The organism is Bradyrhizobium sp. CAR08, from assembly GCF_052871955.1.
In genome coordinates, this window is record NZ_JBIXJX010000004.1 from 421,156 (window position 1) to 445,690 (window position 24,535).

Annotated in this window: 25 protein-coding genes, 2 tRNA genes and 1 pseudogene; 13 read left to right on the plus strand and 15 right to left on the minus strand. The window is 63.7% G+C overall.

Features of this window, described 5'->3' with window-relative positions; genetic code table 11:
• Positions 1-49: 49 nt before the first annotated feature.
• Positions 50-895 carry an HD domain-containing protein gene (locus ACIPUD_RS12185; protein WP_446480720.1) on the minus strand — a complete coding sequence of 282 codons (846 nt, stop codon included), beginning with the start codon at positions 893-895 and terminating at the stop codon, positions 50-52.
• A 357-nt stretch (positions 896-1,252) separates the two neighbouring features.
• On the opposite strand from ACIPUD_RS12185, the gene ACIPUD_RS12190 reads away from it, so the two are divergent.
• The gene (locus ACIPUD_RS12190) at positions 1,253-1,681 is read left to right on the plus strand and encodes a hypothetical protein (protein WP_446480721.1); all 429 of its coding nucleotides are present in this window, start codon (positions 1,253-1,255) and stop codon (positions 1,679-1,681) included.
• Between the two features lie 316 nt (positions 1,682-1,997).
• On the opposite strand, the gene ACIPUD_RS12195 is transcribed toward ACIPUD_RS12190, so the two are convergent.
• The 3 genes from ACIPUD_RS12195 to ACIPUD_RS12205 all read right to left on the minus strand — a co-directional run bounded on the left by ACIPUD_RS12195 (position 1,998) and on the right by ACIPUD_RS12205 (position 4,084).
• The gene (locus ACIPUD_RS12195) at positions 1,998-2,753 is read right to left on the minus strand and encodes an outer membrane protein (protein WP_446480722.1); all 756 of its coding nucleotides are present in this window, start codon (positions 2,751-2,753) and stop codon (positions 1,998-2,000) included.
• Between the two features lie 173 nt (positions 2,754-2,926).
• Positions 2,927-3,202: a hypothetical protein gene (locus ACIPUD_RS12200; protein ID WP_085361859.1), complete on the minus strand. Its 276-nt coding sequence runs from the start codon at positions 3,200-3,202 to the stop codon at positions 2,927-2,929.
• A 447-nt stretch (positions 3,203-3,649) separates the two neighbouring features.
• The gene (locus ACIPUD_RS12205; RefSeq protein ID WP_446480723.1) at positions 3,650-4,084 is read right to left on the minus strand and encodes a hypothetical protein; all 435 of its coding nucleotides are present in this window, start codon (positions 4,082-4,084) and stop codon (positions 3,650-3,652) included.
• A gap of 956 nt (positions 4,085-5,040) precedes the next feature.
• Between ACIPUD_RS12205 and ACIPUD_RS12210 the strand changes: the two genes are divergently transcribed.
• The 4 genes from ACIPUD_RS12210 to ACIPUD_RS12225 all read left to right on the plus strand — a co-directional run bounded on the left by ACIPUD_RS12210 (position 5,041) and on the right by ACIPUD_RS12225 (position 6,924).
• Positions 5,041-5,337 (plus strand): hypothetical protein, encoded by a 297-nt coding sequence (locus tag ACIPUD_RS12210; RefSeq protein WP_240543347.1) that lies wholly within the window; start codon positions 5,041-5,043, stop codon positions 5,335-5,337.
• 128 nt (positions 5,338-5,465) lie between these two features.
• A complete protein-coding gene (locus tag ACIPUD_RS12215) occupies positions 5,466-5,639 on the plus strand; it encodes a hypothetical protein (RefSeq protein WP_162847287.1) in 174 nt (57 codons plus the stop codon).
• Positions 5,640-5,805: 166 nt separating this feature from the next.
• Positions 5,806-6,081 carry a hypothetical protein gene (locus ACIPUD_RS12220; protein ID WP_446480724.1) on the plus strand — a complete coding sequence of 92 codons (276 nt, stop codon included), beginning with the start codon at positions 5,806-5,808 and terminating at the stop codon, positions 6,079-6,081.
• Between the two features lie 150 nt (positions 6,082-6,231).
• Positions 6,232-6,924, plus strand: a complete 693-nt coding sequence (locus ACIPUD_RS12225; RefSeq protein ID WP_446480725.1) for a hypothetical protein — start codon at positions 6,232-6,234, stop codon at positions 6,922-6,924.
• A 351-nt stretch (positions 6,925-7,275) separates the two neighbouring features.
• Here ACIPUD_RS12225 and ACIPUD_RS12230 read toward each other — a convergent pair.
• Both ACIPUD_RS12230 and ACIPUD_RS12235 read right to left on the minus strand, forming a co-directional pair.
• A tRNA-Gly gene (locus ACIPUD_RS12230) sits at positions 7,276-7,349 on the minus strand.
• A gap of 352 nt (positions 7,350-7,701) precedes the next feature.
• Complete coding sequence (locus tag ACIPUD_RS12235) at positions 7,702-10,113, minus strand: ATP-binding protein (RefSeq protein WP_446480726.1); 2,412 nt, start codon at positions 10,111-10,113, stop codon at positions 7,702-7,704.
• Positions 10,114-10,474: 361 nt separating this feature from the next.
• Here ACIPUD_RS12235 and ACIPUD_RS12240 point away from each other — a divergent pair, with 361 nt between their 5' ends.
• Complete coding sequence (locus ACIPUD_RS12240; RefSeq protein ID WP_026233506.1) at positions 10,475-11,188, plus strand: substrate-binding periplasmic protein; 714 nt, start codon at positions 10,475-10,477, stop codon at positions 11,186-11,188.
• A gap of 7 nt (positions 11,189-11,195) precedes the next feature.
• Here ACIPUD_RS12240 and ACIPUD_RS12245 read toward each other — a convergent pair whose 3' ends face one another.
• Both ACIPUD_RS12245 and ACIPUD_RS12250 read right to left on the minus strand, forming a co-directional pair.
• Positions 11,196-11,399 carry a hypothetical protein gene (locus ACIPUD_RS12245; protein WP_446480749.1) on the minus strand — a complete coding sequence of 68 codons (204 nt, stop codon included), beginning with the start codon at positions 11,397-11,399 and terminating at the stop codon, positions 11,196-11,198.
• Positions 11,400-11,428: 29 nt separating this feature from the next.
• Positions 11,429-11,608, minus strand: coding sequence for a hypothetical protein (locus tag ACIPUD_RS12250; RefSeq protein WP_446480727.1), 180 nt, complete (start codon positions 11,606-11,608; stop codon positions 11,429-11,431).
• A 197-nt stretch (positions 11,609-11,805) separates the two neighbouring features.
• Here ACIPUD_RS12250 and ACIPUD_RS12255 point away from each other — a divergent pair, with 197 nt between their 5' ends.
• On the plus strand, positions 11,806-12,192 hold the full coding sequence (locus ACIPUD_RS12255; protein WP_018458115.1) for a YciI family protein: 387 nt from the start codon (positions 11,806-11,808) through the stop codon (positions 12,190-12,192).
• Positions 12,193-12,201: 9 nt separating this feature from the next.
• Here ACIPUD_RS12255 and ACIPUD_RS12260 read toward each other — a convergent pair whose 3' ends face one another.
• Positions 12,202-12,792, minus strand: coding sequence for a TMEM175 family protein (locus ACIPUD_RS12260; RefSeq protein WP_247299708.1), 591 nt, complete (start codon positions 12,790-12,792; stop codon positions 12,202-12,204).
• 127 nt (positions 12,793-12,919) lie between these two features.
• On the opposite strand from ACIPUD_RS12260, the gene ACIPUD_RS12265 reads away from it, so the two are divergent.
• Both ACIPUD_RS12265 and ACIPUD_RS12270 read left to right on the plus strand, forming a co-directional pair.
• A complete protein-coding gene (locus ACIPUD_RS12265; protein WP_446480728.1) occupies positions 12,920-14,977 on the plus strand; it encodes an ATP-dependent helicase in 2,058 nt (685 codons plus the stop codon).
• A 56-nt stretch (positions 14,978-15,033) separates the two neighbouring features.
• Positions 15,034-16,014 (plus strand): NADPH:quinone oxidoreductase family protein, encoded by a 981-nt coding sequence (locus tag ACIPUD_RS12270; protein WP_446480750.1) that lies wholly within the window; start codon positions 15,034-15,036, stop codon positions 16,012-16,014.
• A gap of 2 nt (positions 16,015-16,016) precedes the next feature.
• Here the strand turns inward: ACIPUD_RS12270 and ACIPUD_RS12275 are convergent, their stop codons facing one another.
• Genes ACIPUD_RS12275 through ACIPUD_RS12285 form a run of 3 tightly spaced genes read right to left on the minus strand, consistent with a single transcriptional unit; the run spans position 16,017 to position 19,140 of the window.
• A complete protein-coding gene (locus ACIPUD_RS12275; protein ID WP_446480729.1) occupies positions 16,017-17,270 on the minus strand; it encodes an amidohydrolase family protein in 1,254 nt (417 codons plus the stop codon).
• Between the two features lie 17 nt (positions 17,271-17,287).
• Positions 17,288-17,785 carry a GAF domain-containing protein gene (locus ACIPUD_RS12280; protein WP_085351213.1) on the minus strand — a complete coding sequence of 166 codons (498 nt, stop codon included), beginning with the start codon at positions 17,783-17,785 and terminating at the stop codon, positions 17,288-17,290.
• A complete protein-coding gene (locus tag ACIPUD_RS12285) occupies positions 17,782-19,140 on the minus strand; it encodes an MFS transporter (RefSeq protein WP_085361851.1) in 1,359 nt (452 codons plus the stop codon). Before ACIPUD_RS12285 ends, ACIPUD_RS12280 begins: the two co-directional genes overlap by 4 nt.
• 169 nt (positions 19,141-19,309) lie before the next feature.
• Here ACIPUD_RS12285 and ACIPUD_RS12290 point away from each other — a divergent pair.
• Together ACIPUD_RS12290 and ACIPUD_RS12295 are read left to right on the plus strand one after the other, a co-directional pair.
• Positions 19,310-20,177 (plus strand): annotated as a pseudogene (locus ACIPUD_RS12290) (LysR family transcriptional regulator).
• A gap of 154 nt (positions 20,178-20,331) precedes the next feature.
• A complete protein-coding gene (locus ACIPUD_RS12295; RefSeq protein WP_446480730.1) occupies positions 20,332-21,363 on the plus strand; it encodes an LLM class flavin-dependent oxidoreductase in 1,032 nt (343 codons plus the stop codon).
• A gap of 121 nt (positions 21,364-21,484) precedes the next feature.
• Here ACIPUD_RS12295 and ACIPUD_RS12300 read toward each other — a convergent pair.
• A tRNA-Tyr gene (locus ACIPUD_RS12300) sits at positions 21,485-21,570 on the minus strand.
• Between the two features lie 206 nt (positions 21,571-21,776).
• Between ACIPUD_RS12300 and rlmB the strand changes: the two genes are divergently transcribed.
• The gene (gene rlmB / locus ACIPUD_RS12305) at positions 21,777-22,607 is read left to right on the plus strand and encodes a 23S rRNA (guanosine(2251)-2'-O)-methyltransferase RlmB (RefSeq protein WP_446480731.1); all 831 of its coding nucleotides are present in this window, start codon (positions 21,777-21,779) and stop codon (positions 22,605-22,607) included.
• Between the two features lie 61 nt (positions 22,608-22,668).
• Here rlmB and ACIPUD_RS12310 read toward each other — a convergent pair whose 3' ends face one another.
• Both ACIPUD_RS12310 and ACIPUD_RS12315 read right to left on the minus strand, forming a co-directional pair.
• Positions 22,669-23,196, minus strand: a complete 528-nt coding sequence (locus tag ACIPUD_RS12310) for a hypothetical protein (RefSeq protein WP_446480732.1) — start codon at positions 23,194-23,196, stop codon at positions 22,669-22,671.
• 42 nt (positions 23,197-23,238) lie between these two features.
• Entirely contained in the window at positions 23,239-23,724 is a 486-nt protein-coding gene (locus ACIPUD_RS12315; protein ID WP_446480733.1) for a hypothetical protein, read from the minus strand.
• A gap of 283 nt (positions 23,725-24,007) precedes the next feature.
• Between ACIPUD_RS12315 and ACIPUD_RS12320 the strand changes: the two genes are divergently transcribed.
• A complete protein-coding gene (locus ACIPUD_RS12320) occupies positions 24,008-24,517 on the plus strand; it encodes a hypothetical protein (protein WP_446480734.1) in 510 nt (169 codons plus the stop codon).
• Positions 24,518-24,535 lie beyond the last annotated feature (18 nt).

Below are 24,535 nucleotides of genomic sequence, written 5' to 3' on the forward strand. Positions count from 1 at the left end.
CGCTTGATCCAGATCAAGCGTCGAGCCTCTTCTAGGGCTGCGGTCCGGTCTAGGGCTGTGGTCCGGACAGAGTCAGCTCGCGCTCGGCCCGAAATACGTTGCCGTAGAGACTCGCGATCCATTGCCGGCCTCGGGACGTCACGTTGAGATAACGTATCGCCGGCTGGATCTGGGGAGCTACGTTACTCCAATAGAATTGTGGATATTTGTAAACGATATCCGCCGGTGTCGCGTAGCCCAAGGTCTTGTTGAGACCGATCTCCTCGAATTCGTAGAACAGCGCGTTGGACTTCTTCAGATAGTTGGGATCGCCGAGCTGACCGATGAGATCGGCGGCCCGTAACAGCAATCCCTCCTCTTCAATGAGGCTGTCATTCGAAGACATCGTGTAAGGAAACCGGGTGTATTCGATCGCCCGAGAGACCCGGTCAGCATCCACCTGCTCGACGGAATCCAGCCGTTCCAGCACGAACAGCTTCGAGCGATCGACATGGTATGGCGCGAGAGCTGCATCAGACGATCCTCGCGGCAGACGAACCGTTTTGCCGGTCACGTCCGCAATGAACAGATTGTCCTCATCGCCCTGAACGACGCCGCGGACGTATCCTATGTCGTGGGCAAGGCACGCCAGAATGAAATTCGCATAGTCGTTTGCCGTGGTGGGCCGGAGCAGCGCGCGCCCCGTCAGGATATCGTGCCCGGCAAGGGTCACGAGCAACGTATGCTCGATGTTGTGATAGAGAGCATCGCTGTTGCCGATGCACTCCATGGTGAGCTTGGCCGCGAACGGAAGCAGTTCGGTCAGACCGGCATGGGAGGCACCGAACCGGTCCTTGGTTTCCATCGTCAGAAACGCGCCCAGAGCTTGCGACACCAGTTCCGGAACTGTGATCATCAGGTCTCTCCGCTTTGGTATTGTCGACGATGCAGATCAAGCCGTTGCGATTAATGTTCGCGATATTCGCAGGTTCTTCAAGCCCGCCGCGCTCTGCGACCTAAGGACGATCCATCTGGTGCCGCGCCTCGGGCAAGCGGACCCGCGACCGGCCGGAGCCGCTCACGGCCTCCAAGCTCGCTCGTTGATTCAAATCAAGGCCAAGCCGGTAACGACCGCAAACATTTCATGTGCACGGTCGTGCCGCCGGCGTGACGGAATTCTTCTCTCGCCGGTCAGTCGAGATTTAAACCAGTGGAGGATATGATGAGGTTCATCAAAGGAGCATTTGCAGCAATTCTTACTGTCGCGACCACCATGATTTCTGTAGCCGGAAGCGAAGCAGCGCCCTTGCCGACCAATGTCGGCCCCATGAGAGCCACGCTCGATAGTGACCTGGTGAAGGTGCGCTACGGAGGCTGGGGTTATCGCGGCGGATGGGGCGGAGGCTACCGCGGAGCGGGATTGGGCTATCGCGGTTTGGGATATCGGGGCGTCGGATATGGCTACAGAGGTTACGGATATAGAGGCTACCGCGGCTGGGGCTCCGGTGCAGTGGTCGCGGGCGCTGTGGTCGGCGGCGCGATCGCAAGTTCCGGCTACTATGGTGCATATCCATCCTACGGCGGGGGATACTCCTCTTACGGCGGAGGATACGGCTATGAATATTGTCCGCCCAGTGCCTACGACGCCTACGGTAGCTATGGCGGCTACTATGCGCGGCGGAGCTACTATTCCGGCTGGTAGATCTGCCTCGGATTTTTCCTGAGAACGCGCTCTTGGTGCCCGGGCTCGTCTTCGCGGGCCCTGAGAGCGCCAACGCGGCCGTATACTGCCAATATGTGGACTAGCCCGCGCATTGCGTCGCAAGACCGGGCGTCGTCCTGGGAGTGCATCCCGTCGCGCGCGCTGCCGCACGAGAAGCAGTGCGGTCCGGCACTCCGACCAACCGCGGCGGTCCGGTCGATCGCGCCGGCAGACGCTGACTGGCTTGCACGATGAGACCGCAAAAATGAGGGCCGGCATGACTGCCGGCCCCCTGAAGACATCAAACCGGGAGAGTTCAGTACCTCGCGACGACCGGGTTGGCCCCTCCGAAGCGGTAGTTGAAGCGCACGGTGAGCATATCCACGTCCTGGGTGATCCGGTCATTTACAAAAGCGGCAAGGCGCGGATCGGCGACCGTGAACGAATTATTCCGATGCCCCATGAACAGATGGTCGTATTCGAGACCCACCGACCAGTTCGGGGTGAAGCCATACTCGAATCCGACACCGATGACACCGCCCCAGCGGGTTGCGCTTTGCGCCGCGAGCTCGACTCCGGAAGGCGTATCAAGCACGCTCAGGCGATTGTCGGTCACCGCAGCGCCGCCCTTCACGTAGAATAATGACGCGTTCCAGGCGTAGCCGATCTGGCCGGTGAAGAGGCCGATGGCACTCGTCTTGGTACGCGTAGAGAGCGTCGGATCGAGCAGGCTGACGCGCTGATTGCTCAGATCCGCCCAGTCGCCCTGAGCTTCCAGACCAAACACCCATTGGCTGGCTTGCCAGCGATAACCGAGCTGCCCACCGATAACGCCACCCGATCGGTCGCGGCAGCCGGAAGCGAAGGCGACGCCAGCCGCGTCAAGGAAATCGACGCAGTTGTGGTTCTGTGCCCAGCCACCATTGCCGCCGATGTAGAACCCCGTCCAATTGTAGATCGGAATGATCGGTGCCGGTGGCGGCGCCTTTACGGCCATATCGGCAGCCATGGCGGTACCCGCCGTGCACAGCGCCACCAGAGCAACGGTTGCTAGTAGAAGTCTTTTCATCATGCTCTCTCCTTGCCGGCCGCTTTTAATTGTTCGAACGGCGGCTTGTTGCACTGCAATCATCCCCCAACTTCCAGCTGAAACTCTACGGGCGAGGGCACAAACTCCACGTGCCATAATGGCAACACTCAAGACATTTCGAACTCGACATCGGCATGAGCACCAAGACATGCTGCCTATTTCTCCGGATCGCGCTTGGCATCGTGGCCGGCAACCTCGTCGCTTCGGTCTTGCTCTATCCAGGACGGAATGTCGCTCGAGGGAATCAGCCGTCGCGGCAAAAAGGGATTGAGCGTGCCTGCAAACACGATCAATCCCTCATTGAACTTCTCTCGCGCGAAAGCCCGCGCCTCGGCTTCGCTCTCGAATGTGCGTGTCTCCCGTGGACTTCGCCGCTTCGGCAAGGTCCCACGCTTGTGCACCTCGAATGTGACGTACCAGGTCTGCGGCATCCGCCAGCTTCCGGATCGCGATCAAGCAGACATCTGCCGGCCAACGATAATCGGTGAGATCATGTCGGCGTCCTAGTTGCGCCGCTCTTCACGGCGCTCCGTGCGCCCTGTACGCCTTTCCTGGCGGCGTTCAGTCCGGCCCGTGCGCCGTTCCTGACGCCGTTCGTGGCGGGCTCCCCGCCTCTCCTGGCGTCGCTCCATGCCGATCGTCTGCGCCGACAATTCTGTTCCTAACAGCACCGTGCCGGATGCCGCCAATCCGAATACAGCGGCCCATCCGAGCAATGAAAAAGCCCCGCGACGATCGATTCCGTCAGACCTTAACGTTTCACTCATGACAGTTACTCCCGATCTTGAAGCACGTTTGATTGGGCCATGCCTCGACGTGCACTCGTTGATAGCGTCGATGGCGGGCGCCCCCTCCGAAGATGCGACGATCGGAGACGCTCACCAAATCTGGTTGCCAAACCAGCCGTACTGCGGCGGCCGCGCGACGAGCCGGATATTTCTTTCGATGTGCCTCCTCGCAATTTTGTTTTGACGCTGCGGCTTCACATCAGCCTTTGTCGACGGACGCGCCGGCGGTCGTTCGGCATCGGCTGCTCCTAGCTGAGCAAAGGCCTCGCGAGCGCGCCTCTGTGAGAAGTCGGCGCCCGGCAGGGCACCAGGCTCGACCTTGGCGATGTCGGTTGCGACAATCGTCGGCAGGCTAGTGTCGAGAACGACCCGCTCGGGCAATTTCCAATCGGAATGGATGCGGATGGTCGCGGAGCGCGCAGCTCCACCGTGGATGGCAGGCCGATCCGGCACCAGGGCGTCCACAACGAAGAGCATCGCGAGCAACGCACCGCCGACACAGACCAGATATCGCGAGATGGGCATTGTCGGCGCCATTGCCGCCGCAGACCTTCGTCTGGCAAGCAACGGGCCACGGCGGCAGGATTGGCGAAGAAATGCGACCTGCATGGGCATGGCTGCCTAAATCGAGCCGCCGTTGCTTCCGCCGCGGCGCGCCCCTGGTGAAGCACTTGCTGATGCATCGGTGGCGCTTCACTGGTAAGCGCACGCACGCTGCAGCAGGCTAATGTTCACCGCGTTCGAATGCGGCGTCGCTTGAGCCAGATCAACAAACTGAATTTTCGCAACACCGCCTCGCGTAGTATCGCGCGGCTTGGTCAGTGGCTGTGACATGCCCCTTGGTACAATGACCGGAAGGTCAATTGCAGAGATGTGGCACGCAACGCAGAGTTCTCACCGCGTACATCGAGCTTCTGGCAGGGAGGGACGATGATGAGTCAATTCGAGCTGAGTTCGCGCGCAGCACTTTGTCGGCAGCTCGCAAGGGAGGATGCGGCAAACCGCACCGTCTGGATGGCTGAGGCAAGAAGCTGGTCGCTTATGGCGGCAGAGGCGCTTCGTGATGAGCGCGGATCGGACGAGGGTATCGTCGCCAGATTCTTCTTTGCGTTCAGCAAATTGGTCGCTGCGCAACAGGATCCTACGAACCGATCGGCAGAGATGATGAAGAGCAGATCCCGAACCGCGATGCCGTCTCCGAGCTCGTCCCCGACTGCCTGAAGCATTCTGGCGAAAAGCACTCGCACAATTGCATACTTGGCTCCAGTGCAGAGAGAGCCGGCGCTGCCACCGTGACAGCGAGCTTTCCGATGGCGGGCCGCACTTGTCGAGCTGGAGCGCTATCCTCCAGATTCGCATTATTTGATCCGAACCGACCCGGCGAATTCGAAGGAGAAGCAGATTCGATTTGTTTGATTCCCTTGATCTAACGCAAATCGCCGCCCTGTTGTGGCGTTGAAGTTCATTTTTTGAGAACGTCCATGAAGTCGATAAGCGCAAGGAAGATTGCCGTTGCCGTCGCCGCGCTCGTATGCGGCACGACGCTGTTCATTGGCTTGACCGACCGAGGCGGGATCTCGCTGCGACTCGACAACGCCCAAGCGGCCGCCCGATTGTACGTCACTCCTTATTATCGCGGTCACTACCACACGAATGACGGTTTGCCCTGGTACGCGGTGCGAGCCTATTACTTCGGCGGATCGTGGAGTTACGGCTATAGCGGCTGGCCGACTATGCGGCGCGCAATTGCACCGGATGCGTCCCAGGCTCGTTGGTGAAGGGCGGTGATGGCATCATGTATGTGTGCCAATAGAGCTTGATGATGGCGCGATGGGCGGCGCTCATTGAGCCGCCGCCTCTCGCGCCAATCTGCGCTCAGGAGATCGACGCCTAGGGGGAGGATACCATGACCTATGTTCTGGTCGTCATCAGCTGGCTTGGCGTCGCGAATGGCGCCGTCATATCGACACAAGAGTTTTCAAGCGCAGAGCGTTGCGAGGTAGCCCGGATGGCATTGATGGAATACGCGAAAGCGCGCAGCAGCGACGAGACGCTGAGACCGCTCTGCGTGCAGAAGTAAAGAGTCGGAGAAGCTCGCTCCCGCCCCCATTCTGCTGGAAGCGTCTTCGCGTGTCGCCCGCGCTTACCAGCTGCACCGTTTTCTTGCGATTCCTTGACCTTGATCAATGGTCCGAGCAGCAAACCATGGAGCGATCCAAATTCACCCTCACAGGACGGAGACCATCATGAAGCGTGGCATGCTCACAAAATTATCACTCGCAGGTGCCGTGATCGCCCTCGGAGTGTCCGGCTCAATCGACTGGTCGGCCGACGAAGGCCTGTCGCTCTCGCTAGGCCGGGCAGAAGCACGGGTCGGACGCCCCTTGACACCCGTGTCAGTGGCCGGCGTTGCACGGCGCACCACCAGGCGTGCGGTCGTAGGCGGCGCGGCAGTTGGTGCGGCTGCGGTGGGCACCGCCTGTGTCCGCGTTCTGGTTAACGGCAGCTACGTCTGCCGCTAACATCTCTTGCTGGCAGTATGTACACCGCATCCTGCAGGATGAGTTCTTGCAGGATGTGCTGTTCAGGTCGAGCTTCAGATAGCTGGCGCATGGGCGGCGAGGACGCAAAATCCGATTGGCATTGGCGTGGTCATCGGCACGGTAGATTGGATGTTCATCTCTACCGTCAAACGTGGTCCCCAGAAGACAGCTAAGCGACTTCAGCCTTTGAGCCCCGGTCAGTGCCGGGTTCATGAGACTGGCATCAAAATAATCGGTGAGTACATCTTGCAAGATGGCCGACGACTGGGGACGCGCCGGGTCGCAAGTATTGACACCGCTTTCGTCGATCAGCTCTTCGAAAGACTGCTCTTCAAAGAAGTGAAAGGCGAAAAGGTCGAACGCCGTACGACGGTCAATCACGCGATGAAGACCGCACGTAGCGCATGGAACGCCATTTCCCGAGCACATCCGGGCTTGCTCCCGCCTCGGAATCCCTTCGAAAAGATGGGCCTGCAGTCCAGTTCGCGCGAAACGTCGCACGCGACCTTTGCGGAGCTTGCAGCTTTCCGGACGAAAGCGATCGAAATGGGTTATCCGTCGCTTGCCACCAGTGCACTGATCGGCTGGGAGTTGCTTCAACGCGAGGCCCACATTTTCATTCGTTCCACGGCTGATCACTACCGCCCCCCGAGCCACGTCTACGTCATCAACTACAAGACCAGCACTGGATCTGGGGACCCCCTATTCAACGCCAAGGGGAAGGCACTTTACCCGCTGCTAATGGCAGAGCTCGACGCGATCAAGGAGCTGCGTCCGACAGGAGGTCTGATGTTGCGACGTGATGGGAGCAGTCTACCCTAGTTTGGCAAGGGCGAGACGCTGACTCAAGTCCAACGCATCACGAAGAGGATTATCTTGGCTGCAGGTTTACGGCCCGAGCTAACTTTTACCTCTTTCGGCCGCCACCGCGGCACGACCGAAGCAAAGCACATCCGGGCTAACGGAAACGCAGCTAATGAAGAAGGGTCAGTGGTCGTCGACGGCAGCTATGGCGCACTATCTGCACGACGACGATCAGGCAAAGCAAGATGCGCAATGAAACCCATCAAGCGCCGTGCAAAACAAGCGAAAGGAAAGTGAACGTTTGTCAGAATGAGAATGCGCGGCTTGTCAGAACGGAAAGGCCTTAACGCGCTAAGTTATTGAAATAATTGGAGCGGGTGAAGGGAATCGAACCCTCGTATTCAGCTTGGAAGGCTGCTGCTCTACCATTGAGCTACACCCGCGACAGGGGCTCCCTAACACGGCCGGGCGGCGGTCTCAACTGCCCAAGATCAACTGCCCAGATGGGGCTTCCAGCGCCTTCCCGGCCTTGCGAACAGCCGCTGGGTCCTCCGGACCCGCCTCCCCTTAACAATGGCGGAATTGCCGCCTATATTGAAATCTTCCGCAACCAACGAAAGGAGGTGATCCAGTGTCTTTTACCAAGCGCTGTCACCTCGCTGGGATCGCCCGCTAAGCCTTGAATAGAGGCTTGGCATCGGGGCGCTCTCAGCCCTGGACCAGCGAGCAAGAAATCGGGCGCGACGGGGGCCTTCCCCCGCCGCGCCTTTTTCGTTGGCATCGCGCGCCGGCTGCTCAGGCGAGCGGCTCGCCGGCGAGCACCTCGCGGATCCTCGATGACAGGTCCGCCTTCCGGTACGGCTTCCTCAGCAACGCAACGCCGGGACCGAGATGACCATCGTGGTCGAGGGCGTTGTCGGTATAGCCGGACGTATAGAGCACCCTCATCCCCGGGCGGAGGCGGCGCACGGCCTCGGCCAGTTCCTGCCCGTTCATGCCGCCGGGCATGATGATGTCGGTGAACAGCAGATCGAATTGGGCGCCCTGCTGAACCAGCGCAAGCGCGGTTGCGCCGTCGCCGGCTGCGAGGGTGCGATAGCCGAGGCTGCCGAGCTGGGCGATGACATAGCCCTGCACCAGCGGATCGTCCTCGACGACGAGAATCGTCTCGTGCCCGCGTGCCGCCGCGGGCGCCTGCAGCGACCCGGCCCTCGCCTGCGCTCCGCCCGCAGATCGCGGCAGAAGCAGCCGAATCACGGTGCCGCGGCCTTCCTCACTCTCGATCGCAACGCTGCCGCCGCTCTGCTTGGCGAAGCCGTAGACCATGCTGAGGCCGAGCCCGGTGCCGCGACCGACCCCTTTGGTGGTAAAGAACGGCTCGAACACGCGGTCGCGGATGTCGGCGGGGATGCCATGGCCGGTGTCCGCCACCGCGACCATGATGAAGGCGCCGCGCGTGGCGTCGCCGTCACCGGCACCATCCGCGCCATCGAATTCGCGGTTTGCGGTCTCGAGCGTCAGCGTGCCGCCGCCAGGCATCGCATCGCGCGCATTGACGGCGAGATTGATGATCGCCGACGACAGCTGCGACGGATCGGCCATCGCCGGCCAGGCGTCGTCCGCGAGGCGGGTCACGATTTCGACGTTTCCGCCCAGGATCGGCTTCAACAGCTTCGCCGTCTCGAGCACGAGGCCGTTGACGTCGATCTCGCGCGGTTCCAGCGGGTGGCGACGCGCAAAGGTCAAGAGCTGCGAGGTGATCTCCGCGCCTCGCGCCGCCGCATCGTCGATGAGCTGGGCGATCGCGGCGAGGTCGGGCTTGTCCGCCAGTCCCTCCCGGATGATCTCGATGGTGCCGGTGATGACAGTGAGCACATTGTTGAAGTCATGCGCGACGCCACCGGTGAGCTGACCGATCGCATCCATCTTCTGCGACTGGCGAAGCCGCTCCTCCGTCTCGTGCTGCTCGGTCACATCAGTAGCCGAACCACGATACCCCATGAAGCGTCCGTCGGCGCTGAACACCGGCTGGCCGTTAACGCTGAAATGGTGCGCGCGGCCAGCCGCATCGCGGCCGCGATACTCGAACTTCCGGAACGGCTCGTGGCGATCCAGCGTGGCCCAGTGACTGCGCCATTTCTGCGGCTCGGCATCGTGGTCGAAGGCGGCGTCTGAACGGCGCCTGCCGATCAGCGCCTTGGGGTCCATGCCGAAAGCACCGGCCCGATCTGAAATATAGGTGAACACGTGATCCGGACCGGTCTCCCAGAACCAGTCGGATGCGGTCTCGGCATAGTCACGGAAGCGCTGCTCGCTCGCGCGGGCGTTCTCCTCGGCGCGCTGCCGGATCTTCAGGTCACGCTCGAGATTCCCATTGGCCTCGCGCAGCTCGCCATAGGCATGTTCGAGGTTGGCGCACATGGCGTTGAAAGCAACGACGACCTTGTCCAGCTCGTCGGCATCGTCAGGCGACCGGCGCTCCAGGCGCAGCGGCGGCGGCGGCCGTCCGAGGCTGTACTTGCCGACGTATTCAGCGATGGCGACGAGATGCCGGGTCACCAGCAGATGAAACATGTAGATGATGAACAACGAGACGAGGAACGTCTTTGCCGCCTGGCTTGCCAGAATGACCAGGGCCCTGTTCAGCAATTGCTGATAGACGTCGGTCAGCGTCGCCTCGACCCGGAGCGTGCCGATGGCGCGCGAGGTCCCCTGCAACACGGTGGTCAGCGGAAATTCCCGGGTCATGATCGAACGGGTGTTTCGCTCGCCGACTTCGACACGGATCGGATTTGGCCGATCGGCGATCTCGCGGACTTCCGCCGCACGGATGTCAGGCAGCCGCAGAATGCCATCGAGCTGGAGCTTGAGCTGGTTCTGGTCGAGATTCCACAGGCTCTCTCCGAGGCTGCCCGTAGTGCTGCGGCCGATCTCGTCGAGCCGCGTCTCAATCAGTCCGACCTCACGATTGTAATCCAGATAGAGCTGGAGCGCGGTCAGGGTCAGCGTCACGACCGATGAGAACAGCAGCACGGCGGCAAGCAGCCGAGGCCCGACGCCGCTGCGCAACCAGTTGAAGATCCGCGACAGGAGCGCCGCGAACATCGGAGGCGCGAGCGGGGCGCCGATGCCGGTCAAATCCTGCTTCGCAGCCGCCGGCGCAATGGCACGGCCACGCTTGATATCATCGTCACCTGCGTCGCCCATGCACCATGTCCTCGAAAATGGCGGCACCTGCTCAGCTTACCGATCGCAGCCGCGAGCAGGTGAACGGTTGAGGCGCTGCCTCAGCACGCGATACACGTGGCGATCTTGTCGGCCGATGATCCTGTTGGCCCTTGGGCGGCTTGAGCTCGACGGGGTCATATCTTGCGCCCAGCAGCAGGATTCCCAGGCAAACTACCACCTCGCGTGCTAGAATGACATCGGTGAAAGTCCGGAGCCGCCATACAGCGGGAACGCGCTCTCAACGTTGCGGACCGGCGCAGCCGCCATCTCCGGTAGATCGCGGCACCGGAATCCGATGGTAGCAGGGCACGCCCAAGAGGCATGGCCAGGGAGATGCGTCATGAGGCGGATAGTCGTGGTCTGCCTGTTGCTGCTCGCGGCAGGCCCGTCGCAGGCGCAAGAGGTCATCAGGCTGGCGCGCATCGCCGATATCCCCGATCAATATGTCGGCGGCGAGATGCTCCGCGCGGTCTATGCCCGGCTGAACATCAAGCTCGAATTCGAGGATGTGCCCGGCAAGCGCGCGCTCGCGCTGTCGAGCACCGGCGAGGTCGACGGCGAGGTCCAGCGGATTGGAACGCTCTCTCGCGACTATCCGACGCTGATCCAGGTGACACCTGCGATCAATTACATCGAGCCTACTGTCTTCACCACGAAACTGCAGTTCGACGTCGCCGGCTGGAATTCAATTAGGGACTACAGCATCGGCATCGTACGCGGCGTCGGCTCGTCGGAAGCCGGTACGCGCGGCATGACCCGGGTCACGGCGACGACAAGCCTCGACAACATGGTCAAGATGCTCGACGCCGACCGCATCGACGTGATGGTCACCGACCTCTTCAGCGGGTTGGCTGCGGTGAGGAAACTCAATCTCCAGGCCAGGATCCACCCGCTCTCACCACCCCTCGAGCGCATCAGCATCTACCACCATCTGCATGAACGGCATCGCGATCTCGTGCCGAAGGTCGGAAGGATGATCGAGCAGATGGAGGCGAGCGGCGAAATCGCCCGGTTGCGGGAAACCCTGATCAAGCAGGTGCTGAGCGGGATGTGACACGCGGTTAGGTCGTGCGAGTCCGCTCCCGCACCGCAACCGCCGCGATCAACAGCCCGACGCACCAGGCCATGGCCGCCCACGGCGGCTCGCTGCCGAGAAGCACGGTGAAGATGCCCGCCAGCAGGCTTGGCGCCATCGCCTTGCCGGACCTGCTCGCGAGCGAGAGCAGGAACGGCATCGCGGCGATCGATATCTGCACGACGTTCATGGTCGCAGGCTGTTTCGCAAGCATTGGGCCTAGAAGCCGCAAACGTTTATTGCGCGCGGGCGCTTGCCGCGCCGGCTTTCAACGATGCGCTCGCCGCCGCTCTCGGCCGAGCTGCCGTAATAGCGATGGTGGCCGCTCTGGTCGTGCAGATCCGCAAGCTCCGACTTTCCCGTCCGACGCGCGTCGCAGATGATCTTGATGGTCGACATGACCGCCTCCGAAGTGCTCTTGGTGGCAATCAGTCGCGCCGATTTCGCGCGGCGTTCACACCTTTCGGCCGCAATCGGGTTTCGGGAAGGTTTCGTCGCCGCACCCCGCGACGCAATATTTTCCGCAGCCCCATTGTCGGCTGCGACGGTGGTGATACGTCCTTTGGACGCGCGCAGCGAAAATCAACGAGGTGACGATGCTTTACGCCATCCTGGCCTATCACGTGGAAGACGAGATCTTGTCCTGGACGCCCGAGAAGGACGCCGCGGTCGTGGCAAAGGTCATCGAGGTTCAGGCTCCCCTCCGGGCAAGCGGGCATTTTGGCCCGGCCGCCCGCCTGGATGAGACCCGAAAGGCCCGCACCTTGCGCGGCCCCGGCGCGGGGGTCGTGCTGGACGGCCCATTTGCCGAGACCAAGGAGCAGCTTCTGGGCTTCCACCTCGTCGAGTACGACACGGAAGAGGAGGCGATCGCGGCGGCGCGAACGCTGCGCCAGGTCAATCCCTCAGCGGTCTACGAAATCCGCCCGGTCAAGCTTTACGTGCCGGCCGACGGGTTCGGCGCGACGCCCTCCGGCGAATGAACGGCAGGCCTAATTGTCCGTCCCGGTGGGCCCGACATAGAAGCGCTGGATCAGCAGCCCGCCGAAGGCGATGAACCACACGAACGGCGCGACTTGCGGCGCGAACGCCGCAACGACCGTGCCCGGGATGAACACCAGCAGCGGAAACAACGAGGCCATGATCTCCTGGCGCCAGCCGCCCAAGATCCTCCACCACAGCCAGGCATTGAGGCCGGCGATTGCAGTCAGGTGCAGGCCGTAGAGCACGGCGACCGCACTGCTCGTGGCGTAGTTGGTGTAGAGGCCGTTGGTCACCGGCAGCAGCACGATCGACAGCAGGAAGAACAAATTGAGGATCACCGCGCCGCGGCTGCCGACGGGCTGGCGCGCCAGCCGCCGGTGATGGCTGATCCAGAACACGCCGGCGATGATGAAGCTGAGCGCAAGACCCGCGAGCTTGCCGGAATAGACCCGGGCGAGATCGTTCCAGTCCGGCGCGCTGGTGAAGACCGCGGCCCTAGGCAGATCGTAGGCGAGCAGCGTCATGGCGACCCCAAAGATGGTGTTGCTGAGCGATTCCAGCCGTCGCATCTCGAACTGGTCGGATTTGAGCTCGGTCATGCCGGGTGGCGCTTTTCGGAATGGAACCTTGGGCCGTCTTGTCCCTAGGTCTTAACATCGGTCCCGTCCAGACGCATTGCGATTCGCAGCGGGATCGCCGACTCTGGCTGTTTCACCGGGGCGATTCGTGGCGACATATCTGGACACGCTCAATGCGGAGCAACGCCGCGCCGTGGAGCATGGCGTGGCCGATGGTGCGACCGTGGGCGCGCCCCTGCTCGTCATCGCCGGTGCGGGCTCCGGCAAGACCAACACGCTGGCCCACCGCGTCGCGCATTTGATCGTCGCGGGCAGCGATCCGCGCCGTATCCTCTTGATGACGTTCTCGCGCCGCGCCGCGGCCGAGATGGCCGGCCGGGTCGAGCGCATCGCCCGAAAAGTGCTCGGCGAGAACAATGCCGCGATCATGCGCGACGCGCTCACCTGGGCCGGCACGTTCCACGGCATCGGCGCACGGTTGCTGCGCGAATATGCCGAGCGGATCGGCGTCGATCCTGCCTTCACCATCCACGACCGCGAGGATTCCGCCGACCTGATGAATCTGGTCCGGCACGAGCGCGGATTGTCGAAGACGGAGTGCCGCTTTCCCGCCAAAGGCACCTGCCTGTCGATCTACTCGCGCTGCGTCAATGCCGAGATGGAGATCGAGAAGGTGTTGGGGGCGCACTATCCCTGGTGCGCAGGCTGGGCGGACGAGCTGAAGGGCCTGTTCGCGGCCTATGTCGAGGCCAAGCAGGCCCAGCACGTGCTGGATTACGACGACCTGCTGCTCTACTGGTCGCAGATGATGAGCGATGCGCTGATCGCGGAAGAAATCGGCGGCCGCTTCGATCACGTCTTGGTCGACGAATATCAGGACACCAACCGCCTGCAATCCTCGGTCCTGCTGGCGCTGAAGCCGGACGGACGCGGCCTCACCGTCGTCGGTGACGACGCGCAGTCGATCTATTCGTTCCGCGCCGCCACGGTCCGCAACATTCTGGATTTTCCGCAGAGCTTCTCGCCCCGCGCCGAGATGATCACACTCGACCGCAATTACCGCTCGACGCAACCCGTGCTGGCGGCGGCGAACGGCGTCATCGGCCTGGCGCGCGAGCGCTTCACAAAAAACCTCTGGACCGACCGCAGCTCCGCGCAAAAGCCGCAGCTCGTCACCGTGCACGATGAGACCGACCAGGCCCGTTACATCGTCGAGGAAGTCCTGGCCAACCGCGAGCAAGGCGCGCTCCTGAAGCACCAGGCAGTGCTGTTCCGGACCTCCTCGCATTCGGGCCCGCTGGAGATCGAGCTGACCCGCCGCAACATCCCGTTCGTCAAGTTCGGCGGGCTGAAATTTCTCGATGCCGCGCATGTCAAGGACGTGCTCGCGCTGCTGCGCTTCACCGAAAATCCGCGCGACCGCGTCGCGGGATTTCGCATCCTGCATCTCTTGCCGGGCATCGGACCTGCGACCGCGCAGCGTGTGCTCGATCAGATGGCGGAAAGCTCCGATCCGCTCGCCGCGCTCGGCCAGCTCCCGGTGCCGCCCCGCACCGGCGCGGACTGGACCGGCTTCGTCCGCACCATCGAAAATTTGCGCTATTCGGAATGGCCGGCCGATCTCGAACGCGTGCGGCTCTGGTACGAACCGCATCTCGATCGCCTCCACGAGGATTCCGAGACCCGCCGCGCCGATCTGATGCAGCTCGAGCAGATCTCGAGCGGCTATGCCTCGCGCGAGAAATTCCTGACCGAGCTCACGCTCGATCCGCCGGATGCGACCAGCGACAAATCCGGGCCGCCCTTGCGCGACGAGGACTATCTGATCCTCTCCACCATCCACTCCGCCAAGGGCCAGGAGTGGAAATCGGTGTTCGTGCTCAACGTCGTCGACGGCTGCATGCCGTCGGATCTCGGCGCCGGCACCAGCGCCGAGCTTGAGGAGGAACGCCGCCTGCTCTATGTCGCGATGACGCGCGCCAAAGACGACCTGCACCTCGTGGTGCCGCAGCGCTTCTTCACCCACGGCCAGCAAGCCAAGGGCGACCGCCACGTCTACGCCTCGCGCACCCGCTTCATCCCGGAGCCGCTGGTCTATCTGTTCGAGCGCACCGCTTGGCCGAAGGCTGGGGCAAGCGCGGCCCGCACGGCGGCGCAGGGGCCGAAGGTCGACATCGGGGCGCGGATGCGCGGAATGTGGCGGTAAGACACAAGAGGCTGGTGTCGAGACCTGTCAGCATAACTGGACAACAGAGGTCCGACATGAAAGCCGTCGTCGTCGAGCAATACGCGCCGATCGATCAAATCGCCCTGAAGGACGTTCCGTCTCCACACATCGGACCCGGACAGCTGCGTGTCCGGGTAGAGGCTGCAGGAATCGGATTTGTGGACGGTTTGAAGATGGAGGGGCGCTATCAGACCAAGGATCCCCTGCCCTTCATTCCCGGAACCGAATTCGCAGGCATCGTGGACGAAGCCCCCGGCGCACCGGGCGGCTATCAACCCGGGATGCGCGTAATGGGGATGACGCGCTCGGGCGCGCTTGCCGAAGAGATCGTCGTCACCCCCGAAGCGCTCTATCCCCTGCCGGACAGCGTCGCGGCGGAGGTCGCCGCTTCGTTTCGTGCCAATTACCTGACCGCCCTCTATGCGCTGAGTGCGCGCGCGTCGCTCGGCGCAGGCGAACAGCTTCTGGTGCTGGGCGCAGCGGGCGGCACGGGAATCGCGGCCGTCCAGATTGGCAGGCTGCTCGGCGCCCGTGTGATCGCAGCGGCATCGACACCAGACAAGCGCGCGTTCGCGCGACAGCACGGCGCCGACGCCGTGGTGGACTACACGCAGACCAACTGGCGCGACACGCTGAAGGAATTGACCTCAGGACGCGGCGCAGACGTGATCTTCGACCCTGTCGGCGGCGAAGTCTCAGTACAGGCCTTTCGCTCCATCGCCTGGCGCGGCCGTCATCTCGTGGTCGGTTTTGCCGCCGGCGCGATCCCTGCATTGCCATTCAACCTGCCACTGCTGAAGGGCGGCGCCCTGCTCGGCGTCGACCTCGCGCAGCTTCCAATCCGCGAGCCCGAGGTGCAGAAGCGCCTGATGTCGGAGCTGACGGCCTGGTTGGTCGACTGCCAGCTGAAGCCTGTGGTCGGTCGCATCTTCGCGCTGAATGATTTCCGGGAAGCGTTCAGGACGATGCAGACGCGCGGGGCGCTTGGCAAGATGGTCGTGCGCATCTCGAAATAGGATTAGTTGCGCGCCCCCAGCCGGTCGAACTGGACCTTGCCTGCCTTCATCACCATCGGGATGTGCTCGCCCTGGCCGAGTAGGCAGGCCACGTCGCGCAGCGGATTGCCATCGACCACGAGCAGGTCCGCAATGGCTTCGGGCATGATGCGGCCGAGCTTGCCGGCCATGCCGAGCACCTCGGCGCCGACCAATGTCGCGCTGGCGATGACGGCGCGGGGACCGAGAATCTCGGCACGGATGCGGAACTCGTCGCTCTGCAGACGCTGCGACGGTCCGAGCAGGTCGCTGCCGAACCCCATCTTCACGCCGGCGTCGCGGTAGATCGTGAGCGAACGCAGGCCCGCGTCGCGGACATCGGCGATCTTGGCAACGCTTTCGGGCGGCAGGCCATATTGGGCACCCTCGTTAGCCAGCGCCTCGTAGGTGACGAGCGTCGGCACCACATAGGCGCCCTTCTCGGCCATCAGCTGCGCGGTCGGAGCATCGACCAAATTGCCGTGCTCGATGGTGCGCACCCCGCAGCGCACCGCCCGTTCGATCGCGGCAGCGGTGTAAGCGTGGGCGAGCACATAGGTCTGACGCCCGCGCGCCTCTTCGACGATGGCGCGGATCTCGTCCTCGGAGTAGCCGAAGGCGCCGACCGGATCGGTCGGTGAAGCAACGCCGCCGGAGGCCATGATCTTGATCTGGTCGGCGCCCATCTGCAGTTCCTCGCGCGCCGCCCTGCGCACGCCGTCGACACCATCGGCAACGCGCGCCAGCGCGCCGACACGCACGCAGCAGGGGCACGGTGCGTCGCTGGCAAGATAATCCGAGCGGGCCCGCATGTCGCCGTGGCCGCCGGTCTGGCTGAGCGCACGTCCCGAGACGAACAGCCGCGGACCGTCGGTGAGACCGGTCTCGATCGCCTGCTTCAGCGCATGGCCGGCGCCGCCGGCGTCGCGCACGGTGGTGAAGCCCCGCCGCAGCATGCCGCGCAGCAGCAGCGTTGAGCGCAGCGTCACCAGCACGTTCGGCATGTGCACCTGCTGCGCCAGATTGAGCTCGACGGCGATCGCATGCACATGCAGGTCGATCAGGCCGGGCATCAGCGTCTTGCCCTTCAGATCGACGGTGCGGTCGGTTTCCACTTGGAGCGGCCGATCGGAGACCTCCTTGATCAGACCGTCCTCGACCAGCACGTGATGTCCCTCCAGGAGGTCCGGCTGAAGCGGATCGAGCAGAGCGGCGTTCTTGAAGAGCACACGGGACATGACGACTTCCTGTCTTATCAGGACTGGATGAGCAGCGCGGGCAAGGCGAACTGGGCGAATGGGAGACACGCAGCGACATCGTCCTTGCCGTACCAGCCTGCCTCATGGAGCAGATTGAGCGAGCCGAGTGTGCGCCCGCGCCAGCGCACGGGCATGTTGAGCACGCTTTCGCAGCCGAGCGAAGCGATCAGCTCGTGATCGGAGAACACCTCGCGCAGATCGTCCCGGGTGCGGCCGATATAGGCCTCGCCGCGGTCGAGCACGGCCTCGGTCCACGGCCCCGGCGCCAGGCGTTTGCGGCCGCCCGCGGGGTAAGGTCCGGGCAGATTGGAATACACCCGCGCGGCTTCCCTCGTGTCGTCGTCATAGGTCAGGATCGTGAACAGCTTGTGCCCGATCGCCGACTTCAGGGCGCCGTCCAGCGCCGAGTACAGGGCATCCGGCTGATCCGCCCTGCCCTGCGCGGCCGCCACCGCGCAGAGCAGCGGATCGGATCGGTGTTTCGTCTCCCTCATGCGACTTCGCCTGCCGCGATCTCTTCCAGCGAACGGCCGCGTGTCGGCACGCCCATCAGCACCACGGTGAGCGCGCCTAACAGCAGCACGCTCGTGGTGAGGCCGAACACGCCGGCGAAGCCGAAATTGGGATAGAGATAGCCGACCAGGATCGGCGAGACGATCGCACCGATGCGGCCGATCGCGGAGGCGAGCCCGGCGCCGGTGGTTCTGACGGCCGTCGGAAATACCTCGGCGGTATAGGCATAGACCCCCGCATAGGTGCCGTTCATGAAGAAGGACAGCAAGATTCCGGCGACCATGATGTGCTGATCGCTCTGCGCGAATGCAAGTCCAAGCGCGCTGGCGCCGCCGAGCACCATGTAGGAGGCAATCGTCGCCTGCCGGCCGATGCGCTCGTTGAAGTACGCAGCGCTGAAATAGCCGGGAATTTGCGCGCAATAGATCGCGATCGAATAGGCGAAGCTCTTGGTGATGCTCATGCCGTTCTGGACCAGAAGGCCGGGGATCCAGACGAAGAAGGAATAGTAGCTGAACGTGATCGTAAGCCACATGATCCAGGTCATAATGGTGATGCGCGCCTGGCGGCCGGCGAGGAGCGCGGCGAAATTGGCAAGCAGCGTACCACCAGTCACGGCAGGCGCCGTGATTTCGACGACCGGTTGCGGCAGGACATGGCCTTGGCTCGCAAATCCGGCCTCGATCCTGTCCAGCACGGCTGCGGCTTCCTTCTCCCGGCCCCGGCTTTCCAGCCAGCGCGGCGATTCCGGCAGCGCCCTGCGCCACCACAGCAGCATGACGACCGGCACCGCGGTGATCACCAGTACGATGCGCCAGCCGTTCTCAGAGGCGGGCACGATGAAATAGCCGAGCAAGGCCGCCGCGACGAAACCGAAGGAGAAGAATCCGGCCAGCGCGCCGGTAAAGCTGCCGCGGTAACGCCGTGCGACGAATTCCGCCAGATAGGGCGCAATGATCGCGCTCTCCGCGCCGGTGCCCATGCCCGCGACGACGCGCGCGGCGAAGAAGGACGACCAGTCGTTCACCGCAGCGCTGACGATGGATGCGACGCAATAGAGTGCCAGCGCCGACATCATCACCGCGCGACGGCCGATCAGGTCACCCAGCGTGCCCGCCAGCAGCGCGCCGAACAGGAAGCCGATATAGGTGCTGCTGCCGAGCACGCCGATCTGGACGCTCGACAGATTCCAGGTCGTGCGCAGCACCGGCAGGATGAACGCCAGCACGGCTGCGTCCATCGCGTCGAACATGTAGCCGAGCCCGCCCATCAGCAGCAGATGCCCGTGGAAGCGTGCGAATGGAAGGCGCTCGATCCGCGCCGAGATCATCGACATGAAAGTCCCCCTCTGTCTGGCGGCCCGGCACTCCGCTCATTCCCGGGCGAACCATAGACAAGGAGATATTATCGTCATAATTTATAATCATGATCTAGTACATCATTGGGTGAATGTTCTGTCGTTTCGCTCGCTCGACCTCAACCTGCTGAAAGTGTTCGAGGCCCTGATGACCGAGGGCAGCGTCACGCGCGCCGCCAACGCGCTTCTGATGACGCAGCCGGCGGTCAGCAATGCGCTCGCACGCCTGGCGGGACGCGCTCGGCGATCCCCTGTTCGTCAGGTCCGGCACCGGCATCCGTCCGACCCAGCTCGCCGTGGTGCTGTGGGAGCCGATCGGCGAAGCGCTCGAAACCGTCCGCGGCGCGCTCGACGAGCAGGTGTTCGATCCGCACCGTGCTCAGACCGAGTTCAGCCTGTCGATGTCGGATTACGTCGCCTCGCTGGTGATGCCAAACCTGCTGAACCATTTCGGCAAGGTCGCGCCCAAGGCGCGAATCCACACCGTTCCCAACACCATTTTGGAGATCGCCGACCAGCTCGAGGACAATCGCGTTGATTGCGTCCTCAGCGTCTATGTCAACGAGGCGCAGCAGCCGGCCGCCATCCGCTCGCGCTCGCTGTGGACCGTCGACTACGCCTGCTTCATGCGGCGCAGCCATCCGCTCGCGGCGATGAAGCGGCTGAGCACGCGCAGCTTCCTCAACGCGGGGCATGTCGATGTGAGCCTCGCCGGCAAGACCTTGCCGTCCTACGACCTCTTCCTCGCCTCGCGCGGGCTGTCGCGCAACGTGGTCGCGACCGTCAATCACTATAGCGCCGCCTACGAAATCGTGCGCCAGTCCGACCTGATCGCCGTGCTGCCGAGCGATTTGCGCTCGCAATCCCGGCACGCGCCGTTCCTGCACGCCATGCCGCTTCCGCTCAAGGCGCCGCCGCGCATCGTCAGCCTGTTCTGGCACCAGCGCAACGACACCGTACCGGCGCAGCGCTGGCTGCGCGACACCCTGGTCGAGATGTTCGCCAGGTCCGACTGAAGCCGCGGGCGGCGGGCCCCCCGACACCATGAAAAAGGGAAACAATGGGTTTCTCGAAGCAGCATTGCGCGCCAGTCCCTGCTGCTTAGCTCCAACCAAAGCAATCCCCTCCCCAGTGACAGGCGCGAAAGCCGCGCCCGCAGAGACCTCATCAATGACCGCAACGCTCGAATTCGGACTGGACACCTTTGGCGACGTCACCAGGGACGCCTCCGGCGCGATGCTTCCGCACGCACAGGTGATCCGCAACGTCGTCGACGAGGCGGTGCTCGCCGACGAGCTCGGCCTCGACTTCATCGGCCTCGGCGAGCATCACCGCGCCGACTTCGCGATCTCCTCCCCTGAGACCGTGCTGGCCGCCATCGCGTCGCGAACCAGGCGCATCCATCTCGGCTCGGCCGTGACGGTGCTGAGCTCGGACGATCCAATCCGCGTCTTCCAGCGCTTTGCCACGCTGGACGCGCTCTCGAACGGACGTGCGAAGGTGATCCTCGGCCGCGGCTCGTTCACCGAGTCCTTTCCACTGTTCGGTTTCGACCTGCGGGCTTACGAGGCGCTGTTCGAGGAGAAGCTCGATCTGTTCGCGGCACTGCTGTCGCAGAAGCCGGTGACCTGGGAAGGCAAGCTGCGTCCGCCGCTGAACGGGCAGCTGGTCTATCCCCCGGTCGAGAACGGCACGCTCAAGACCTGGATCGGCGTCGGCGGCAGTCCGCAATCGGTGGTGCGCGCGGCGCATTACGACTTGCCCTTGATGCTCGCGATCATCGGCGGCGATCCCGCGCGCTTCGCGCCCTTCGTCGAGCTCTATCACCGCGCGTTCAGGGAGTTCGGCCGCCCGGCACAGCCGATCGGCGTGCACTCGCCAGGCTATGTCGCCGAGACCGACGAACAGGCGCGCGAGGAGCTGTGGCCCGACTACAAGGCGATGCGCGACCGCATCGGCAGGGAACGCGGCTGGCCACCGATGGGCCGCGACGAGTTCGTGAACGAGGCCGAGCACGGCTCGCTCTATGTCGGCTCGCCCGAGACGGTCGCGCGCAAGATCGCCAAGACGGCAAAGGCGCTCGGCATTTCGCGGTTTCAGCTGAAGTATTCGGCGGGCCCGCTGCCGCATGGGAAGCTGATGAAGAGCATCGAGCTCTACGGGCGGAAGGTGGTGCCGATGGTGCGGGAGATGATGGGGTGACTTGCGCGCTTACCCAGTCCGCCTGCGCCCTCCGGGCTGCGGCGCGACAGCCTTCGCTCACTTCGCGCCATGACCATCGGTGCCGGCTTGCCGAGCCGTAGCTCGCGAAGCGAGCGAAGGCTGGTGGGGGAGGCAGGACTCGAACCTGCGAAGCCATAAGGCGGCTGATTTACAGTCAGCTCCCTTTGCCACTCGGGACACTCCCCCGCTCGACGGCAGCACAATCGGGCCGGACCTTGCCGGCGACCGAAGACGGCCATGGAACGTGAAGGCCGCGACAGCCCGGATGGGGGCGCGACCGGGCGCGGTTATCGGCGAAGCGATGGGGTAAAGTCAACCGAGGCGAACAGCTAAAATCGCCCCCGACACCACCCAAATTGCCATATTCCGGGACCCGTGACACAAGCGAGCCCATGAAGGATCGAAAATTCAACCCGAGGGGCCCCCGCGGCGGGTCTAAGCCCTTCAACAGGCCCGGAAAATCGGCCGGTCGCCCGGCCCGCCGCGATCGCGATTCGGACGCCGACGGGCCTGTCATCCTCTATGGCTGGCACACCGTCTCCATGGCGCTCGCCAACCCCCAGCGGCAGATCCGTAAGCTGACGCTGACCGAGAACGCCGCAAGGCGTCTGGCGGACGAGAACATCGCGATCCCGGTCACGCCCGAGATCGTCCGGCCCCAGGAGATCGACCGGCTGCTGTCGCCCGACGCCGTGCACCAGGGCCTGCTGGCCGAGGCCGATCCCCTGCCCTCGCCCGACATCGAGGATCTGGAGCAGGACGGCATCGTGCTGGTGCTCGACCAGATCACCGACCCGCACAATGTCGGCGCCATCCTGCGCTCGGCGGCGGCGTTTGCGGTGAAGGCGATCGTCACCACCGCGCGCCACAGTCCGGAAGCGACCGGCGTGCTGGCCAAGGCCGCCTCCGGCGCGCTGGAGCTGGTCCCGATGGTGACGGTGCAAAACCTCGCCCGCGCACTGACCACGCTGAACGAGCTCGGCTTCCAGACCGTCGGGCTGGACAGTGAAGGCAGTGCGGATCTCTCTGAGGTCACCCTGCGCGAGCCGCTCGCGCTGGTGCTGGGCGCGGAAGGCAAGGGCCTGCGGCAGTTGACACGCGAGACCTGCAGCGTCGTGGCGCGGCTCGACATGCCCGGAGAGATCAAGAGCCTCAACGTCTCGAATGCCGCCGTGCTCTCGCTCTATGTCGGCGCGAGCCGGCTCGGGCTGATGAAGCGGTAACAAAACAAAGCGCCCGTCCGCATCGCGGACGGGCGTCTCGTTGGCTCAACCGATCAAGCGATCAGTAATAGCGGCGCAGCACGCGGTGGCCGCCATAATACGGCGCATGGCGCGGGGCGTAGCCGTAGCGCGGACCGTAGCCGTAATGCGTGCGCGGCAGATAGCCGGCACGCGGGCCGTAGCCGTAGCGATACGGACGGTAATACGGGCGGCGGTAGGGATAGGCGGCCGGCGCTTCGACCGCGGCGGCACGATAGCCATAGCCGTGCCCATAGCCATAGCCACGGCCGTAGCCGTAATTGGCGGGCGCAACCACCGCGTCCTCACGGTAGGTCGGATACGGCGCGAAAGCGCCCGGGCCGGTGTAGGTCGGGCCCTGGTTGACGTGATAATATTGCGTGGTGGGCTCGGCGAGACGCTCATAGGCGCCGTAGCCGTAGCCGGCCCCATAACCGCCGCAGCCGGTGTTACAGCCGGAATAGACCGGCGCGACCGGCTGGCACGGATCGAAGCCGCAGGCCGCAGCGGGCGCGGCCCCGATGAACATCACGGCAGCCGCCGCGACCAGTCCCGAAATCGTCTGACGCATTACTCTCTCCTGTTGATTTCCGTTTTTTGGATTTGTCGTTTCTTAACCCGGCGGCTTGCCGGGCATCTCTGCACGCGGCCGCGGCCGAGGACGCCGCGGATAGTCGTTGATCTCAGGCGCGAGGATCACCGGCGGCGGATTGACGGGCACGTCCATCTGCGGCGGCAGCGGCGCCGATTGGGCGCCCCAGCTCTGGTGATAGCTATCGGGCGGCTTGGGCAATTTGCGGTTCGCGGGCGGTTCGACCTCGAGCCGGCCATAGCCGGGCCGCAGGCCCAGCGTCGGGTAGTAGTGGCCGACGTCCGTGGGCTGGCGCTCGGCGACATAGCGTCCGCCATAGATCGTGGGCTGCACCTGGACGTTCTTCCCCAAGCCCCAGGTCCCCTCGATCACGGCATAGGACGCGTCGATGTTGTTGATGATGATGGGCACGCCCGGCCGGCCGGGAACGACGATATCGAAGCCGCCGCCGGCAAACGCCGTCGCGGGCAGTCCGATCAGAAAGGCAGCGAGCGCCACAACGCGCATAAGGGGATCCCATTTATCCGGCGACAACCTACCCGATGGCGACGCAGAGAGGGTTAAGGCCCTCTCACCAATTGCCGGTAAGCCTAATGTGTAACGATTCCGCGCCGCTCAAATCCTCTAAAGCGAACTAGTGAAGCATTAACGCCGCCGGATCCAGCAGTCCGGAACCAAGGCGCGTGCTCACTTCCGTTTGACTGTTGCTGACAAAAATCCGCCGGTTTCGGCGGAACGTCCGGCGCCCTCGGCATTTAGCCCCCGTCAACAAAACGGGAGCCAAACAATCATGAACATCAAACTTCTCGGAGCCACGGCGATTGCGGCGACCTTGGTGACGGGCTCTGCCATGGCGCAGGCCGTGATCACCAATCCCGGCCGCTGCGCGGCGCAATTCCCCAACGCCAACTGCCAGAACGTCGGACCGGGAAATCCGTACACCGATAGCGGCTATCGGCATCGTCGCGTGTCCTATCGCCAGACCAACAACGGCGATTGGAATAACGACTGGAACAGGAGCCGCACCGGCTTCTGGCCGACCGACGTCGCCGCCGGCGCAGTCGGAGCAGCCGCTGGCGTGGCCGGCGCGGCCATCGGGACTGCGGGCGCGATCGCAACCGCCCCGTTCCGTGCCACCGACGACGCCTACGCCTACGACAATGGCTGGGATAATTCGTGGAATAATTCTTGGGACAACCGCGGCTGGGACACCCGCACCTACGCCCAGCGCAACGGCTTCGTCTGCACGCCCGGCACCTGGTTCAAGGGCCAAGACGGCCGTCGCCACATCTGCCAGTAAGGCGGTTTGAACCGAACG

What these genes read in the sequence shown, in the direction of transcription:
- ACIPUD_RS12195 (WP_446480722.1), bottom strand. Translation starts at nt 2,753, where the DNA reads ATGATGAAAAGACTTCTACTAGCAACCGTTGCTCTGGTGGCGCTGTGC.
- ACIPUD_RS12260 (WP_247299708.1), bottom strand. Translation starts at nt 12,792, where the DNA reads ATGACCGAGCTCAAATCCGACCAGTTCGAGATGCGACGGCTGGAATCG.
- ACIPUD_RS12285 (WP_085361851.1), bottom strand. Translation starts at nt 19,140, where the DNA reads ATGTCGATGATCTCGGCGCGGATCGAGCGCCTTCCATTCGCACGCTTC.
- ACIPUD_RS12320 (WP_446480734.1), top strand. Translation starts at nt 24,008, where the DNA reads ATGAACATCAAACTTCTCGGAGCCACGGCGATTGCGGCGACCTTGGTG.
- ACIPUD_RS12315 (WP_446480733.1), bottom strand. Translation starts at nt 23,724, where the DNA reads ATGCGCGTTGTGGCGCTCGCTGCCTTTCTGATCGGACTGCCCGCGACG.
- ACIPUD_RS12235 (WP_446480726.1), bottom strand. Translation starts at nt 10,113, where the DNA reads ATGGGCGACGCAGGTGACGATGATATCAAGCGTGGCCGTGCCATTGCG.
- ACIPUD_RS12215 (WP_162847287.1), top strand. Translation starts at nt 5,466, where the DNA reads ATGACCTATGTTCTGGTCGTCATCAGCTGGCTTGGCGTCGCGAATGGC.
- ACIPUD_RS12190 (WP_446480721.1), top strand. Translation starts at nt 1,253, where the DNA reads ATGATTTCTGTAGCCGGAAGCGAAGCAGCGCCCTTGCCGACCAATGTC.
- ACIPUD_RS12310 (WP_446480732.1), bottom strand. Translation starts at nt 23,196, where the DNA reads ATGCGTCAGACGATTTCGGGACTGGTCGCGGCGGCTGCCGTGATGTTC.
- ACIPUD_RS12280 (WP_085351213.1), bottom strand. Translation starts at nt 17,785, where the DNA reads ATGAGGGAGACGAAACACCGATCCGATCCGCTGCTCTGCGCGGTGGCG.
- ACIPUD_RS12250 (WP_446480727.1), bottom strand. Translation starts at nt 11,608, where the DNA reads ATGTCGACCATCAAGATCATCTGCGACGCGCGTCGGACGGGAAAGTCG.
- ACIPUD_RS12210 (WP_240543347.1), top strand. Translation starts at nt 5,041, where the DNA reads ATGAAGTCGATAAGCGCAAGGAAGATTGCCGTTGCCGTCGCCGCGCTC.
- rlmB (WP_446480731.1), top strand. Translation starts at nt 21,777, where the DNA reads ATGAAGGATCGAAAATTCAACCCGAGGGGCCCCCGCGGCGGGTCTAAG.
- ACIPUD_RS12220 (WP_446480724.1), top strand. Translation starts at nt 5,806, where the DNA reads ATGAAGCGTGGCATGCTCACAAAATTATCACTCGCAGGTGCCGTGATC.
- ACIPUD_RS12240 (WP_026233506.1), top strand. Translation starts at nt 10,475, where the DNA reads ATGAGGCGGATAGTCGTGGTCTGCCTGTTGCTGCTCGCGGCAGGCCCG.
- ACIPUD_RS12295 (WP_446480730.1), top strand. Translation starts at nt 20,332, where the DNA reads ATGACCGCAACGCTCGAATTCGGACTGGACACCTTTGGCGACGTCACC.
- ACIPUD_RS12200 (WP_085361859.1), bottom strand. Translation starts at nt 3,202, where the DNA reads ATGCCGCAGACCTGGTACGTCACATTCGAGGTGCACAAGCGTGGGACC.
- ACIPUD_RS12270 (WP_446480750.1), top strand. Translation starts at nt 15,034, where the DNA reads ATGAAAGCCGTCGTCGTCGAGCAATACGCGCCGATCGATCAAATCGCC.
- ACIPUD_RS12245 (WP_446480749.1), bottom strand. Translation starts at nt 11,399, where the DNA reads ATGAACGTCGTGCAGATATCGATCGCCGCGATGCCGTTCCTGCTCTCG.
- ACIPUD_RS12205 (WP_446480723.1), bottom strand. Translation starts at nt 4,084, where the DNA reads ATGCCCATCTCGCGATATCTGGTCTGTGTCGGCGGTGCGTTGCTCGCG.
- ACIPUD_RS12275 (WP_446480729.1), bottom strand. Translation starts at nt 17,270, where the DNA reads ATGTCCCGTGTGCTCTTCAAGAACGCCGCTCTGCTCGATCCGCTTCAG.
- ACIPUD_RS12255 (WP_018458115.1), top strand. Translation starts at nt 11,806, where the DNA reads ATGCTTTACGCCATCCTGGCCTATCACGTGGAAGACGAGATCTTGTCC.
- ACIPUD_RS12225 (WP_446480725.1), top strand. Translation starts at nt 6,232, where the DNA reads ATGTTCATCTCTACCGTCAAACGTGGTCCCCAGAAGACAGCTAAGCGA.
- ACIPUD_RS12185 (WP_446480720.1), bottom strand. Translation starts at nt 895, where the DNA reads ATGATCACAGTTCCGGAACTGGTGTCGCAAGCTCTGGGCGCGTTTCTG.